This window comes from Lysinibacillus sp. VIII_CA, assembly GCF_049943995.1.
Taxonomy (GTDB): Bacteria; Bacillota; Bacilli; order Bacillales_A; family Planococcaceae; genus Lysinibacillus; species Lysinibacillus pinottii.
Genome location: NZ_JBNFXM010000023.1, coordinates 46,678 through 62,595, shown reverse-complemented (window position 1 = coordinate 62,595; position 15,918 = coordinate 46,678). Strand labels below are relative to the sequence as shown.

Genomic DNA, 15,918 nt, shown 5'->3' with positions numbered 1-15,918 from the left:
ATTATTACAACACGAAACGTATGAAGGCAAAATTAAAAATGAGTCCGGTGCAATACCGAACTCATTTTATCCAAGCTGCCTAAATCAAAATAACCGTGTCTAACTTTTAGGGGTCACTTCACCTTCACGCTGAAAGTATCCTCGCTTTTTTATTGTCCAGATTGCTCAATCCAGTCCTGTAATTTATCTTTTAAGGAATTAAAACCATTCGCATCCGATTCATCTACACGGTCCTGCAATGATTTTCGTGGTGGTGATTCTTTTTTTCTTACGGTTACTGGGCGTTCCTGTAGCGCTCTCATCGATAAACTAATTTTTTCGGCCTCTTCATCGATTTCAAGTATCTTGACCGCTACTTCTTGCCCAACAGCTAAAAATTCACTAACGTCCTTCACAAAGCCGTATGTTATTTCCGAAATATGCACAAGGCCTTGCGTATTGTCATCTAATGCAACAAATGCACCGTATGGTTGAATACCTGTAACTTTTCCGGTCAACACGTCTCCTAATTCATATTTTTTTACCATAACCTTTGCCCACTTTCTTTTGGTTTGCTACGTATATATCGCTTAAATTATAACATACGTGTAAAAACGGGGCAAAAAATCTCCTTATTCGGGAATAGCTGTAATGATGAAACGTTTTTCTCCTTTTTCTATAGGAACTGTACCTAATTGGAAGGTTAAGCGCTGGCCAATCATTTGAATGGATTCTGGTTTAACACCTACTTTAATGGTTGTTTGGGATGTATCTGTTGCATATAGAACTGTAAAATGTTGCATACCATCAAATTGAACCAATTTATCCACATCTACAGCTTGAGACACTAACTGTTTTACTGTTTCTTGATCGCCTTTTCCTTGTGCATATAAGAATAGGCTCACAACATTCATTGGGTTTAATGAATCTAGGATGGTATCATCTTTACTTGACACATACGCGTTGTATAAACCTTCCGTTTGGATAATCCAACGGTTATCAATTTGTAAACCTGTTGAACCATCATATATTTCTATATAGACTTCATTACTCAAATATGAAAGCTCCATCCTAATATCCTGTCTTGTTAGTTTGTCTATGGTTTTGGATGTTCCTTCTCTCTTAAATTCTTCGAGGATGAATTGTGCGGTCAAACGCATCGATTCCCCATACTTCCCATTAGCCGTATCATTTAATAGCTCTATATGTTCTGGTGAGTATCTAGTTTTGTCATCACCTTTCAAAAGTACAAGCCACGTATTTTCAAACTCTTTGTTTAAATTTCGCAATTGGAAATCGAGGTATGAATTTGATAAATCATTAACTAATGTTCTTTCGTATAATTTTAAAATACGAGCAGATTCTTCTGCAGAAAAACGTAAATCCTCACCATTGAATAAAGAGCCTGTAGCCAAATATTTAAAATAACCTAATATATCAGGATGAAGACGGTCAATGGATACTGGTGCATCTTTCATAAAAATCGGATTCGTTCTAAAACTATAGTTTTGTCCATCATAAGACAACTCGAAATATTGTTTTTTGGCCGTTGCAATTAATTGATTTAGTTCTTTAGGATAATCTTTCTTTTTTTGTGACAGTACTTTATTATATTGGGAAAGTTCATTTGTATAATATTGCAAAACATCTTTTGTTGGGTAATATATGCTAAAGAAATATCTAGACTCGGCAAATGACATCGGATTTTCGTACGTTTCAATCCGCTCTATCAGCTCTCGAGGTGTTTGCAAACTGTCTAGTATCTCTTGCTCTAACTGTGTTAAATATTTAGGATCATAAGCCATTTTATTTAGTACTATTTTTTTATTTTTAGCTTTATCATTGTATTTATAATCAGCAGATTCAACAAACGAGAGTTTCTTAAAGTCTTCCTCAGGTATGTCAAGCTCAACACGTGTTTTTTCACGTTTCTCTTGATACTTCTTTTGTAAGCTAGAGAACCATTCTTCATAGCTGCTTTCTATCTTTTCTTCATTTGAATGCACGAGAGTTGATGGGTGGAGCATAAACGATGATATTAATAGTCCAACTAATAAAACGCTGGCGATGCTAGCAATCCAAACAGCAGGCTTTTGCCATTTTGCTGAAGACTTTAGAATCGTATTTATGGTTTCTTGAGAATCCCTAATGGCATCTTCATTTTCAATTTGCTGAAGTACATGTTGTAGATCTAGTTTTGACTCCATTCGCTCATAGGATTTTTTCAGTAGTGCTATACGTTGATTAAATTGTTTATCATCCATTTTCAACACTCCCTTCTTGCATTAATGCTGCCTTCAACTTTTCTTTCGCACGTAATAGCCGTACTTTGACCGTTGATAATGAAATATTTAAAACCTCTGCGATTTCTTCGTATTTTAACTCGTGAAAATAATACAGTACGATAGGGTACCGATATTTTTCATCTAGGGATTGAATAGCATTATGTAAAGTTCTATCTTCTTCAAATAATAGAACATCGTCTTCAGCAGAGAGAAAAATAGTTTGACGATGCGCATTAAGCTTGTCCCCTTTCGCCAGTTCTCTCTGTTCCTTCCGATAATAATCCCGTGTAGCATTCAATGTAATTTTATAGAGCCATGTCGTAAACCGATCCTGTTTAAATTGATGTAAAAAGCGATACAGTTTAACAAATACCTCCTGTGAAACATCAGCTAAATCATTGCTATGTACGCCACACTGAAAGGCAAACCTTTCAACTGTCTGTTGATGAATTCGAATTAGGTCGATATAGGCATCTTTGTCTCCTTGCTGTGCTCTTGCTATTAAATCGGCCTCTACCAAAGCGATCCCTCCTTTTGTTTATGGAACGACAGAAATATCCTAATTGTTACATATCAATAAGATTTTTTACCAATAAAGGAAGTATCAAACTAAAATTCCATCTCAATGGCTACTAGTGTAGAAACACCCTAGTCAATATTCAGATATTTGCTTGTGTTATGAAAATAATGCGGTAAAATAAAACTTTAGTATAAGGAGGCTTTATTTTTGTGTCATCAAGAGATCAATTTACAACTAAAATTGGGTTTATTTTAGCTGCTGCTGGAAGTGCTATAGGACTAGGAGCCATTTGGAAATTCCCATATATGGCTGGTACTAATGGTGGTAGTGTCTTTATTTTATTATTCGTTTTATGTACATTCTTTATCGGCTTACCAGTACTCATTGCAGAGTTTATGATTGGTCGTCGTGGACAAAAGGATGCTGTCACATCCTTTAAAGAACAGGCGCCAGGAAAGCCATGGTATTTAATTGGATGGGGCGGTATGGTCATTGCGGGCCTTATCTTATCTTTCTATAGTGTTGTAGGTGGGTGGATTTTAAGCTATTTGGGTCGTGCCTTTACTTTTAAGCTAACGAATGCAGGTTCTGACATCAATTATGCAGATTTATTTGGCAATATAATTGCGAGTCCATTTGAAGCAGTTCTTGTGCAAGGGCTATTTATGTTATTGACAGTAGTCATTGTGTCAGCTGGTATTAAGGGTGGCATTGAAAAAGCCAGCACATGGATGATGCCGCTCTTGTTTATTTTCTTCATTATATTAGTCATACGCTCTTTAACATTGGATGGAGCAATGGAAGGCGTTAAATTTATGTTTGTGCCAGATTGGTCTTACCTGAATGCCGAAACATTTTTAATGGCATTAGGACAAGCATTTTTCTCATTAAGTGTTGGTATTGCGGTTATGATTACCTATGCTTCCTATCTATCGAAAACAGAAAAAATTGGTAACTCAGCCATTAATGTTGCATCTATGAACATCATCATCTCTTTACTTGCTGGTCTTGTTATTTTCCCAGCAGTATTCGCACTTGGCTATACACCCGATCAAGGACCTGGCCTCGTATTCATTATTTTGCCGGCTGTTTTCGAGCAACTGCCTCTCGGTGCTCTTTTCTTAACCATCTTCTTTATTTTATTACTATTTGCCACAGTTACATCTTCCATCTCCATGTTAGAAATTGTCGTAGCAATAGCAATCGGAGATAAGCCAGAAAAACGGAAAAAAATTGCATGGATTGGTGGCATCATTATCTTTATTGTTGGTATTCCTAGTGCATTGTCATTTGGTATACTATCAGATGTGAAGATTTTAGACCGTTCTATTTTTGATTTTGTTGATTTTATGACCAACAGCATCGGAATGCCTATTGGTGCTCTGCTCATATCAATTTTTGCAGGTTATTATTATACAAAAGATATTTCACGTAAAGAGCTAGCCGCATCTAGTTGGATATTTACAATTTGGTACATGTTAATTCGCTACGTGTCCCCTATTGCTATATTAATTATTTTCATTCAGGGCATCTTACCATTATTTAAATAAGAATAAAGAACCTCTAACATTAGGATGAAAAAAGAGGTTGTCACATGACAACCCCTTTTTTATAGGAAATATGCAAAATATTTTAAATAATACATTTTGCTTCAAATTTAATAGCAATCAGTTTGTAAGAAATGGCTACACATTCCTCAAAAGGAATCCATTGCTCAAACGAATGCTCATATGTTTCTTGAATAACTTTTGCAAGTGTCGACGGATCATCGATTCCTTGCAATGCCGCTACAACATCTGCTGTTTCCGTATCATAATGGTCTGGACCTAAGTGGAATGGATCCCACTCCTCTAGCAGATGCACAGCTGCTTGATTCATTTTTACATTTTCCAAAATACTCACCTATTTATCCTTTGATCATAATCGTATGATACCATAGTAAATAAAAAAGAAAAGAGTGATTTGCTTGTCTATTTTTGATCAAACTATCAAACGCCGTTTTACAAACTCCGTAAAATGGGACGCAATGAAAATGGTTTATGGACTAAACGATGCGTCCGAGATATTGCCAATGTGGGTAGCTGATATGGATTTTGCTGCTCCGACAGCCGTTTCAAAAGCATTGCAGGAACATGCTGAACGTACTGTTTTTGGTTATAGCTTTATGAGCGAGGAAGCAATACAGTCAATAGTGGACTGGCAAAATACTCGTCATGATTGGCAAATTGACAAGGATTCTATCGTATTCTGTAATGGTGTTGTTGCCGCCTTAGCAAATAGCATTGTAGCCTTTACTAATCCAGGAGATAAAGTCCTTATATCAACACCCGTTTACCCACCATTTTTTAACATTCCAAAAAGCAATGGACGCGAAGTGGTAAGCTGTCCGCTAGTTGAAAAAAATGATGGTAAATTTATCGTAGATTTTGAAGCTTTTGAACAGGCACTAGCTCAAAATGTGAAAGCCTACATATTATGCAACCCTCACAACCCTGGAGGTTATGTATGGGATGAAGCTACTTTAAAGGAAATTGTAAGACTCTGTGCTCAATACGATGTTCTTATTATTTCAGATGAAATTCATGCTGATTTAATGATCAATGGAGAAAAGCATATTCCTATTGCCAAAATAGCAGGCGATGAAATCAATCGGATCGTAACGTGTATGGCTCCTACTAAAACATTTAATTTAGCAGGTATTCAAGTTTCCTATATGATTGTGCCAGATAAGAAAAAACGTCTACAGCTAGAAGCCGTGAATATGGCAAGTGGACAAGGCTCTTTAAATACTTTTGCCTCTGTAGCATTGCAAGCTGCGTATACGGAAGGCACCCCTTGGCTAGATGAATTGCTGCCGTATATTTCAGCAAATATGGATTATGTCAAAGCCGAGTTAGAGCAGATTCCAGGCATTCGCATCATTAAACCACAATCCACTTATTTAATATGGATTGATTATCGAGAGCTTAAGCTTGAAGAAAAAGACATTATGAAACGACTATTAGAAATTGGTCAACTGGCATTAGAGCCAGGTACAAAATACGGAGAAGAGGGTCGAGGCTTCCTACGTATGAATGTAGCTTGTTCATTTGAAACAGTACGAGACGGCGTAGAGCGCTTTAAAAAAGCCTTTGAACAATAAAAATAAGAGAAGGAATTCTGATTATTTAGGATTCCTTCTTTTTATATGTTTAAAATTCTTACGATGTGGAAAAGTCTCTTAACAAACAGATGGAAAAAGGGGTGTTTTCAAATGGACTTAGTTCCTTTAACAATTGAACGTGCATATATGACATTCTTATTTCCCTTCGCCTACCAAATAAAAGATCGGCAAAAGATTGGTCATACCCTTTTAGAAGAAGGATTTTCTTTTTTTGAATTGAACAACGCTAATCTTGAACATGCCTTTTATGGAGACATAACAATTATACATGAGGAGCTTGCCCAATTTTTCTATCCCTTTCTTGAGGATAAATTATTTCCAAATAAAATGGATAGCCCAGACTTTCTTCGCTTCTCAAAAGCATTCTATACACAAGGAGCCTTACACCATCATGAAAATTGTATTAACTACGAGCTTATGAGCATCGATGTGACACTATGCCCTTTCGGCAATGGCATCGTCACCGTTCGAACAAGCATAGACAGCCAATATGATATTAGTGATATTTTAAATTTTATTCATTACTTTAGGGTGCTGGAGGCAAAACTGCGAGAGGAAAAAGGCGCTAGTCATCATTTCTCATTCGGTCATTGTGATTCAACAAGTGAGCTATTATTCAACTATTTTATCCCCTTCTTAAAACCGTTCCTTCAGCATCACCAAGACCATACCTATGAAGGGTTACCTTTTTTTGAAGATGAGCGAATGTTTTCCTCAGCCTATTTAATTTGTGATGAAAAAGCAGAACTATTACCTGAGCATCTTTTTCGATTAGGGCAAGTAGATGGAAGAACACCTGATGGCAAGCCCTTTATTTCGAGTACTAACTCTCAATATATTTCAAACTATGTGCAGGAACACGCCCATACACGGTGGGCACCTAATAGTTTTATTATCTCTTCAGCACAGTCACAAATGACACTTACAAATAGGCCTTTTGAACATTGTTCACATAGCATTCAGGAGTTTATGGGGACTCACTATTACAATTTATTCATTCATTATTTTTATAAAATGATGCTTCTAAAGCTTTCCTATGAATACAGTGAAATTAAATGGGGGAAAGATAAACAAATTGTTAATGAATTAATCGAACTTATCACAGAGTTTTCTGCACGTTATTATTTTGAAGAGGTCGTTGTTCGGACTGAAGGTAGAGAAATAGCTCAAATGCTACGAAAGCATTTCCGTATTAATGAACATTATGTAGGAACAAAAGCGACATTGAACAGCCTATATCGAACACAAGAAGATCAATCCGATAATCGAAGCAATAATTTACTATTTATTTTAACCGTATTTACGGTTATTTCCGGTATTTACGGAATGAATTTAGTCATTGAAGAATGGAAGGACAGTAATGATTTAGATAGTGTTTGGAGCTATACACCGTTCGAATGGGTTGCCTTCATTACCGCCTTAAGTGGAATTGGCCTATCCATTGTACTCGTTTGCTTCCATGCCTTCAAAACAATACAAAACATGGTTCGTCGTTCAAAAAGAAAAATTTAAAATAAAGAATCTGTCTCCATTGGAGGCAGATTCTTTTTCATTAGACATTTTGTTGGTTGTTTGTGCTTTTCTTTTCTGCTAATATACGCGCTTCAATTTCCTTTGATTTCATTTCCTGCTTTTTAGAAATTTTTCGGAAAAGCGTAAACACGATTACACATAAAATAAGCATGATTAAAAATTCAAATGCTGCTGGAATATATCCTGATTTATCTTCAGGGAAATATAAAAATTGATACATTAAGTTTTCCATGCTCTACACGTCCTTATAATTATTATTCAAAGACTGTAATTGACTCAATTTTCACATCTTCTAATGGCTTATCACGAGGATCTTTTTCTACATCCGCAATTTTATCTACAATATCCATTCCTTCTACAACATGACCGAATACAGTATGTTTATGGTCTAACCAAGGAGTACCACCATTTTGTGCATAAGCTTCGATAATTTCCTCTGGGAAGCCTGCTCCTTGTAATTGACGAAGCATATCGCTTGGAAGATGTTTCATTTGTACGATAAAGAATTGAGAACCATTTGTGTTTGGACCAGCGTTAGCCATTGATAGCGCACCACGTAGGTTAAACAATTTATCTGAGAATTCATCTTCAAAAGAATCACCCCAAATTGACTCTCCGCCCATACCTGTTCCTGTTGGGTCACCACCTTGAATCATAAAGTCTTGAATAACTCGGTGGAAAATGATGCCGTTATAATAACCTGATTTAGCATGACCCAAAAAGTTTTCAACAGTTTTTGGTGCAAACTCTGGGAACAGCTTAATTTTAACTGCACCTAATGTTGTGTTCATTTCTACAAGCACTTCGCCTGCTTGTACGTCTGTTGTTAATTGTGGAAACATGGAAGTCTCTCCTTTAATGATAATTTTCAGTTTCAATGAAAAAGATGACAATTCATCCTTCTTGACCTCATTTTAGTCTAACATAATTCCAATTGGTTTTCTTCAACAAAGTATTGACGATTTATGCACTTTTAACTTCCTTTCTAAAAACAATGGAAATAGGTCTGACCGAGTATTTGGAATCAATCCAAAATATGTTATTCTGTTGAAGGATTCATAGAAAGAGTGGAGGCACACATGAAAAAGGCTTTTGGGTTTTTTATTATACTTCTTTCCCTACCTGTTCTATGGTGGATTAGCACAAACATACGAACAGAAATCAATACAGCACAAGCACATGAAGAACAAATTTCACAGGCGATTCATTTACCTGAAGTACAACCCCAGCTCCCTATAACACTTAAGGATCAAAATGGGCAAACATTTAGTGAAGAATATGTCGAATGGCGGCAGCCATTAACATTGCAAGAAATTCCACAAATTGCCCAGGAAATATTCATTGCAAGTGAGGATGCCGACTTTTATGAACACATTGGCTTTGATTTAAGTGCTATTATGCGTGCAGTAGTCGCCAATTCAAGTACAAGTACTAGCTCACAGGGTGGCAGTACGATTACACAGCAGCTTGTTCGAATGCGTTATTTATCTGATGAAAAAACATATGAACGAAAATTAACCGAACTTTTTTATGCTTATGAATTAGAAAAAGAATTCGATAAAGAAGCAATATTAACCATGTATCTTAACGAGTCCTATTTTAGCAATCAAGTTTACGGTATTGGTGGAGCAGCAACCTATTATTTTCAAAGACCACTTCAGCAATTATCTATAGCTGAAATTGCTTTTATTGCAGCGATTCCCAATAACCCTTCACTTTATAACCCTTTAAAAAACTTTGAACAAACTAAAGCACGTCAAGAACGCTTATTAGATACACTTGCCGTGAAAGGTAGCATTACAAAGGAAGAAGCGACAACTTATAAGGCAAAACCGATTACATTGCATATTAAGGATAAAATTCAAAGCTATCCTATGTACAGTACTTACGTTCTTCAAGAATTAAAATGGTTAGTTGCAGAAAAAGAAGGCTATGCGGATCGACTTAACCATACAGATAATGAGGAAGAGAAGAAAAAAATTAAGACACAATTAGACAATCGACTTGATTCATTATTTCAAAATGGACTGATTATTAACACTGCGTTGGATCCACAAAAACAGCGGCATGATGAACAACAAATGACAGCTACCTTAGGTGCCGGTTCATTGCAAGCAGCAGGTGCTGTTATTCAAAACCAATCAAGAGAAATCGTTAGCTTATATGCAGGAAAAAGCTATGAAAAGTTTGATTATCATCGTGCATTTCAAGGAACACGGCAACCAGGTTCCGCGTTTAAGCCACTGGCCGTCTATGCTCCTTTCTTTGAAACAACAACACATACACCTGATTCGATTGTAAATGGTGGCAGTTATTGTGTCGGATCATTTTGCCCTCAAAACTACGGGGGCTACAAGTATGGGGATGTGTCGCTGCGCACTGCATTTCGACATAGCTACAATACATCGGCACTGCGACTCTTCCAGACAGTTGGCATTGATACAGCATTTCAATATTTAGATCGCTTTCATTTTCGCTCCATTGTAGAAAAGGACCATAATTATGCAGCTTCCTTGGGCGGGCTTACTTACGGTGTAACAGCTTTAGAGCTAGCAGATGCCTATACAAGCTTTATTGATGGATCTTATGTTCTAGCACATAGCATTCGTAAAGTGACAGCTTTAGATGGAACAGAACTCTATAGTTGGGATACACAGCGTGATCAAATTTGGTCTCCTAAAACAGTAAAATACATGCGTGAGCTACTTGCCGATGTTGTGACGAACGGTACGGGACAGGGAGTCTACAGTAATAGCAGCTACGTTGGGGCCAAAACAGGGACAACGAATGACTATCGAGACTATTGGCTTGCCGGACTTAATGATACCTATACAGCGGCCGTATGGATTGGCTATGATAAGCCTCAATCCATGCAAAAATTAGAAGAATACAAAATTCATCATCAATTATTTAATGTTTTACTTGAGTAAAATTAGTAGTTTGGTTGTATGACAAAAAGGAACGGGTTACTTGGACGTGCCAGGCAAAATAACAGAACCCCCATGCAAACCGTCATTTAAGAAATAGCAAAAGCCCTCGAGATTGAGATTCTCGAGGGCTTTTGCCTACAGTATGCATTTATTGAGCAAATGGCAGACTTGCTAATATTCCATTATATAGTTTCAATACAACATAAACGATGAATGTTAATAGAATAGTCCACATAAAAAGCTCAAAGATTAATAGACCGATTGTGCCGCCCATTGACATAAAATGACTCATTTTGTAAATAAGATAAATGAAATATGTAAAAACAGTTAGAACAAAAATTCCTATTAACACATAAATAAATTGGATGGCAAATGCTGAACACATGGCACCAATAAACAAAATAATATAGCCGCCTCGTGCTTGACTAACAGTTGCTCCATCGTTGTCTTTTGAAAAAAAGAGCATTCCTAACTCATGGATTGTTTCTCCTACTAGTTTGAGTGCTGAAAATAGCATAAAAAAAACAATAGCAAACACAATGAGTAAAAATACACGTAATTCAACATCAGACAAAAATTCTCGCATACCTGAATATACACCGATTGCTCGAAAAATTTGTAAAGATTCTCCAACTGCATACATACCAAATGTCAAACTAAACAATAAAATTGTAATTAATGGTAAATAACCATAGATATACGGATTCTTCATAAAAAATTTTTTCCTCTATTTTTATTGATAACTTCCTATTTATAATATAACGAAAATTCTCCTACTACCGCAAGCTAAATCCCAATAGTACGTATGCATTCCCGATTAAAGTACGTTATAATTGATATACTTACCTGCATAAAGGAGGGTTTTTTTGTTACAAGTACTTTATATTTTCATTCCCATGCTTGCTGCAATATTCGTACCATTTTTATATAAAAGCATAAAGAATATTCATACTGGCTGGTTTGTTCTCGCTGTTCCAGCTACGCTCGTGGTGATTTATGCATCTTATATTGCACAAGTAGCTAAAGGTGGAGTGTTTACAGCTAAACTTCCTTGGATTCCATCGCTTGATATTTCCTTCGTCTCCTATTTGGATGGCCTTAGCTTATTATTCTCGCTACTAATTACTGGGATCGGATCATTAGTTGTCCTCTACTCCATTTTTTACTTAGATAAACATAAAGAAAAATTACATAATTTTTATGTTTACTTACTGTTATTTATGTCTGCAATGCTTGGAGTAGTACAGTCAGATCATTTAATTACACTTTATTTCTTTTGGGAATTAACGTCCATTTCCTCATTCCTACTCATTGGTTATTGGTATAACCGTGATGCGTCACGCCTTGGAGCACTGAAGTCAATGATGATAACAGTTGGCGGTGGCTTAATGATGTTAGGTGGATTCGTTCTTCTCTACTTAATGGGTGGAACTTATTCCATTCGAGAGCTAATGGTTATGGCTCCAAATCTAGTTGATCACCCTTTATTTACTTGGTCGCTTGTGTTACTCCTTCTAGGAGCATTTACAAAATCGGCTCAATTCCCATTTTACATTTGGCTACCAGATGCAATGGAAGCACCTACACCAGTAAGTGCATACCTTCACTCTGCCACAATGGTCAAAGCAGGTATTTATTTAGTAGCACGCTTTACCCCAATTTTTGCGGCTTCTGAGCTCTGGGTATGGCTTGTAACAGGTATAGGTATTTTAACTTTATTCTGGGGTTCATTCTTTGCAGTCAAACAAACGGACTTGAAAGGGATTCTTGCCTTCTCGACCGTCAGTCAACTTGGACTTATTATGTCACTACTTGGGGCAAGCGCAGTGGCGTTTCATGCCAACGAATCCGTAGATACAATTAAATTTGCGGCATTTGCTGCCATCTTCCATCTGATCAATCACGCTACATTTAAAGGTAGCCTATTCATGATTGCCGGGATTATCGATCATGAAACAGGGACACGTGATATTCGTAAATTGGGTGGGTTAATGAGTATTATGCCTATCAGTTTTACAGTTGCGGCAATAGGAAGCTTATCGATGGCTGGTCTTCCACCGTTTAATGGCTTCTTAAGTAAAGAAATGTTTTTAACAGCCATGCTCGCGCTTCAAAAGTTTGAGTTTTTTGGCTTCGATACATGGGGAGTGCTCTTCCCAATCGTGGCTTGGGTTGCTAGTATTTTCACATTTATTTATAGCTTTTATTTTGTTTTCCGAACATTTAATGGCAACTACAAACCAGAACAATTACCGCATAAACCACATGAAGCACCTATTGGGATGCTAGTTTCTCCAATGCTTTTAGCAGGATTAGTTGTGCTTATATTCTTTATCCCGAATTTTATTGGTGATACATTTGTCAAACCTGCTGTACTAGCAATTCAGCCATTTTTATACGAGGTACCACAAGATATTGACATTCATGTATCTGCCTGGCATGGAATCAATCCAGAGCTTCTAATGACGATAGGAATTATTATCATAGGAGTACTGCTATTTGTATCACTACCGAAATGGCAAGGGATGTATCAACGATTCCCAAAGGCTTTCACCTTGAATAATGCTTATGACAAAATTATGCAGGGGTTAGATGTTGGCTTGAATCGCCTTTCTCGACTCTACATGACGGGGTCAATGCGTCATTATCTACTTTATATGTTTAGTGGTATTGCTATTATCGTCATTGGTTCGCTTTTTGTGAAAAATGCCTTTAGTTTTTCATTCCAAGAGACAGCTCCAATTAGGCCCTATGAAATTATTTTAGTCGTGGTTTTATTAATTGGAACAGCTATCACTATACTAGCCAAATCGCGTTTAACAGCCATTATAGGTCTTGGCTCTGTTGGTTATACGGTAGCATTATTTTTTGTTATTTTTAATGCGCCAGATTTAGCCTTAACACAGCTTGTTATAGAGACTATATCTGTTGCTCTCTTTTTAATGGCATTCTACCATCTGCCAAAACTTGGTAAACGAGAAGAACGTATGAGATTTCAATTAAATCGAGCTGTTGTATCTATTACAATAGGTGCCATGGTAACACTTGTCGCATTATCTGCTCATTCACAAAAACTTATTCCTTCTATTTCTAAATACTATGAGGAAACCGTTTACTCCTTAGCGGGCGGAGGAAATATTGTTAATGTAATTTTAGTAGACTATCGTGGCTTTGATACATTGTTTGAAATTACAGTGCTCGGTATTGCTGGAATGGCCATTTTGGCTATGATTAAATTGCGCATGAATAGAAAGGAGAAAACACATGAAAACAAATGATGTGATAATACAATTTACGGCTAAAATTGTATTTTTCATTATTTTCTTCTTCTCCATTCATATTTTTTTAGCAGGTCATTACACGCCTGGTGGTGGCTTTGTTGGAGGACTTTTAACCTCCAGTGCCATCGTGCTATTAGTGTTAGCCTTTGATATTCGTACTGTACGACATATTTTACCTATTAATTACACGTATTTAACGGCTATTGGTTTATTATTAGCCCTTGCCACTGCGGCATTTCCTATGTTTGTTGGCGAACCTTTTTTTACGCATTTCTTTAATTATTTCGATTTACCGCTTCTAGGCAAACAGTCTTTACACACGGCTATGCTTTTTGATAGCGGTGTCTATCTGGTTGTTGTGGGTGTTACGATGACCATTATTCAAACGATTGGAGAGGATGAATAATGGAAATAATTATGGCCTTTGTCATTGGCTTCCTCTTTATGGCAGCTGTCTATTTAATTTTATCAAAAAGTTTATTACGAATTATTATTGGTACGGGACTTTTAAGTCACGGTGCTCACCTACTGATATTAACGATGGGTGGTCTTGGTGGTGAGGCTCCACCCGTGTTAAACGAAGGAGCTAAACCCTTTGCAGATCCATTACCCCAGGCACTTATTTTAACCGCTATTGTTATTAGCTTTGGCGTCACAGCGTTTTTCCTTGTGCTAGCATATCGTTCCTATCAGGAGCTACAAACTGATGATATTAGCTTAATGAGAGGAAGTGATGAGGATGAATAACTTCCTACTGCTGCCTATCATCATTCCGTTTTTCTTCGGTATGATTTTAATGTTTGGGCAAAAAAATTTAATGTATCAACGAACATTTTCATTACTTGGAATCGGGATATCCTTGATTACTGCCATTTCACTTCTATTGAAAGTGAAACATGATGGTATCCAAAAGGTTACCTTTGGAGATTGGCCTGTCCCTTATGGCATTACCATGGTTTCTGATATGGTATCCGCATTGCTCGTTACAACAACATTGTTAATTGCTTTTTTTGTTGTTTGGTATGGCTTTGGTTCTATTACGAAGGAACGGGAAAGATTCTTTTATTACCCTGGTATCATGTTTATTTTAACTGGGGTTAATGGGGCTTTTACTACAGGTGATATTTTTAACTTATTCGTTTTCTTCGAAGTATTATTAATGGCTTCATATTTACTGATCGTGCTAGGTGGCGAGAAAGGGCAACTGAAAGGATCGATCAAATATATTTTAATTAATGTTATTTCGTCGGCCTTATTTGTCATTACCGTAGCCTTTTTATACTCGGTTGTAGGAACATTGAACATGGCTGATATTGCCGTTAAAATAGCTGAAATCAATCAGCCAGGTATCATTACGGTTATAGCTGTACTCTTTTTAATGGTTTTCGGATTAAAAGCAGCCATTTTCCCATTGTATTTTTGGCTTCCTACTTCGTATGCAGCAGCGCCTATACCTGTATTAACACTATTCGGTGCATTGCTCACAAAGGTAGGTGTCTATGCAATTACACGTACCTATACACTATTCTTTGTACACGATTTATCATATACTCATGATTTATTGATGGTACTTGCCATTGCTACAATTGTAGCTGGATGCATTGGGGCACTCGCCTACTTTGATGTCAAACTTATTATTATCTACAATATTGTCATTGCTGTAGGAGTTATTTTATTTGGTGTCTCACAAATGAATGAAGCTTCTTTAAAGGGAGCGATGTTTTATTTAGTACACGATATGCTCATAAAGGCTGCACTCTTTATGTTAATCGGTATTATCATCTACATTACAGGTACATCTGATTTGCGTAAGATGGGTGGCCTGATGAAGAAATACCCGGTGCTTGGTTGGTGTTATTTAATTGCAGCATTTGGCTTAGCCGGAATTCCACCACTTAGCGGATTTGTGGGCAAACTTTTGATTGTACAAGGTGGTTTTGAAGCGGGAAATATGTGGAGTAGTATTTTCATATTAGCGTCCTCACTGCTCGTACTACTATCAGTCATCCGTATCTTCATCTATGCCTTTTGGGGCGAGGAGAAAGAAACAAAGGGTACCGTTGACAAATCTATCTACAAGATGCTGTTTATGCCTTCAGCCCTATTAGTACTTATTTCTGTCGTATATGGTGTGGGTTCCGAATGGATGACGCCATTTATGGACGATGCATCAAAACTTTTAAATGATCCATCTATCTATATAGATGCTGTGATGAAGGGGGATTAA

16 protein-coding genes are annotated in these 15,918 nt (G+C 36.9%); 9 read left to right on the top strand and 7 right to left on the bottom strand.

What is annotated here, in order from left to right; genetic code table 11:
* The coding region (locus ACP3VS_RS21200; protein WP_426389891.1) for an IS3 family transposase at window positions 1-83 on the top strand (83 nt) is incomplete at its 5' end.
* A 66-nt stretch (window positions 84-149) separates the two neighbouring features.
* Here the strand turns inward: ACP3VS_RS21200 and yugI are convergent.
* The 3 genes from yugI to ACP3VS_RS21185 form a co-directional block, all read right to left on the bottom strand.
* On the bottom strand, window positions 150-527 hold the full coding sequence (gene yugI, locus ACP3VS_RS21195) for a S1 domain-containing post-transcriptional regulator GSP13 (protein ID WP_012292394.1): 378 nt from the start codon (window positions 525-527) through the stop codon (window positions 150-152).
* Window positions 528-611: 84 nt separating this feature from the next.
* Window positions 612-2,243 carry a hypothetical protein gene (locus tag ACP3VS_RS21190; protein WP_426389887.1) on the bottom strand — a complete coding sequence of 544 codons (1,632 nt, stop codon included), beginning with the start codon at window positions 2,241-2,243 and terminating at the stop codon, window positions 612-614.
* Window positions 2,236-2,784: an RNA polymerase sigma factor gene (locus tag ACP3VS_RS21185; RefSeq protein ID WP_012292392.1), complete on the bottom strand. Its 549-nt coding sequence runs from the start codon at window positions 2,782-2,784 to the stop codon at window positions 2,236-2,238. The genes ACP3VS_RS21190 and ACP3VS_RS21185 overlap by 8 nt, the downstream gene beginning before the upstream one ends.
* Before the next feature lie 209 nt (window positions 2,785-2,993).
* Between ACP3VS_RS21185 and ACP3VS_RS21180 the strand changes: the two genes are divergently transcribed.
* Entirely contained in the window at window positions 2,994-4,334 is a 1,341-nt protein-coding gene (locus tag ACP3VS_RS21180; protein WP_031418534.1) for a sodium-dependent transporter, read from the top strand.
* Between the two features lie 82 nt (window positions 4,335-4,416).
* On the opposite strand, the gene ACP3VS_RS21175 is transcribed toward ACP3VS_RS21180, so the two are convergent.
* Entirely contained in the window at window positions 4,417-4,677 is a 261-nt protein-coding gene (locus ACP3VS_RS21175) for a DUF1871 family protein (RefSeq protein WP_031418535.1), read from the bottom strand.
* A 73-nt stretch (window positions 4,678-4,750) separates the two neighbouring features.
* Between ACP3VS_RS21175 and ACP3VS_RS21170 the strand changes: the two genes are divergently transcribed.
* Together ACP3VS_RS21170 and ACP3VS_RS21165 are read left to right on the top strand one after the other, a co-directional pair.
* A complete protein-coding gene (locus ACP3VS_RS21170) occupies window positions 4,751-5,926 on the top strand; it encodes a MalY/PatB family protein (protein WP_031418536.1) in 1,176 nt (391 codons plus the stop codon).
* Between the two features lie 111 nt (window positions 5,927-6,037).
* Complete coding sequence (locus ACP3VS_RS21165; protein WP_012292387.1) at window positions 6,038-7,459, top strand: hypothetical protein; 1,422 nt, start codon at window positions 6,038-6,040, stop codon at window positions 7,457-7,459.
* A 40-nt stretch (window positions 7,460-7,499) separates the two neighbouring features.
* On the opposite strand, the gene ACP3VS_RS21160 is transcribed toward ACP3VS_RS21165, so the two are convergent.
* Together ACP3VS_RS21160 and ACP3VS_RS21155 are read right to left on the bottom strand one after the other, a co-directional pair.
* Window positions 7,500-7,712 (bottom strand): hypothetical protein, encoded by a 213-nt coding sequence (locus tag ACP3VS_RS21160; RefSeq protein ID WP_012292386.1) that lies wholly within the window; start codon window positions 7,710-7,712, stop codon window positions 7,500-7,502.
* 22 nt (window positions 7,713-7,734) lie between these two features.
* Entirely contained in the window at window positions 7,735-8,322 is a 588-nt protein-coding gene (locus ACP3VS_RS21155) for a peptidylprolyl isomerase (protein ID WP_012292385.1), read from the bottom strand.
* A gap of 237 nt (window positions 8,323-8,559) precedes the next feature.
* Here ACP3VS_RS21155 and ACP3VS_RS21150 point away from each other — a divergent pair, with 237 nt between their 5' ends.
* Window positions 8,560-10,410, top strand: coding sequence for a transglycosylase domain-containing protein (locus tag ACP3VS_RS21150; RefSeq protein ID WP_031418539.1), 1,851 nt, complete (start codon window positions 8,560-8,562; stop codon window positions 10,408-10,410).
* A gap of 148 nt (window positions 10,411-10,558) precedes the next feature.
* Here ACP3VS_RS21150 and ACP3VS_RS21145 read toward each other — a convergent pair whose 3' ends face one another.
* Window positions 10,559-11,122: a DUF5366 family protein gene (locus ACP3VS_RS21145; protein WP_012292383.1), complete on the bottom strand. Its 564-nt coding sequence runs from the start codon at window positions 11,120-11,122 to the stop codon at window positions 10,559-10,561.
* A 154-nt stretch (window positions 11,123-11,276) separates the two neighbouring features.
* Here ACP3VS_RS21145 and ACP3VS_RS21140 point away from each other — a divergent pair, with 154 nt between their 5' ends.
* Genes ACP3VS_RS21140 through ACP3VS_RS21125 form a run of 4 tightly spaced genes read left to right on the top strand, consistent with a single transcriptional unit; the run spans window position 11,277 to window position 15,918 of the window.
* Window positions 11,277-13,688, top strand: coding sequence for a Na+/H+ antiporter subunit A (locus ACP3VS_RS21140; protein WP_012292382.1), 2,412 nt, complete (start codon window positions 11,277-11,279; stop codon window positions 13,686-13,688).
* Window positions 13,675-14,097, top strand: coding sequence for a Na(+)/H(+) antiporter subunit B (locus ACP3VS_RS21135; protein WP_012292381.1), 423 nt, complete (start codon window positions 13,675-13,677; stop codon window positions 14,095-14,097). The genes ACP3VS_RS21140 and ACP3VS_RS21135 overlap by 14 nt, the downstream gene beginning before the upstream one ends.
* A complete protein-coding gene (locus ACP3VS_RS21130; RefSeq protein ID WP_012292380.1) occupies window positions 14,097-14,438 on the top strand; it encodes a Na(+)/H(+) antiporter subunit C in 342 nt (113 codons plus the stop codon). Before ACP3VS_RS21135 ends, ACP3VS_RS21130 begins: the two co-directional genes overlap by 1 nt.
* A complete protein-coding gene (locus tag ACP3VS_RS21125; protein WP_426389881.1) occupies window positions 14,431-15,918 on the top strand; it encodes a Na+/H+ antiporter subunit D in 1,488 nt (495 codons plus the stop codon). The genes ACP3VS_RS21130 and ACP3VS_RS21125 overlap by 8 nt, the downstream gene beginning before the upstream one ends.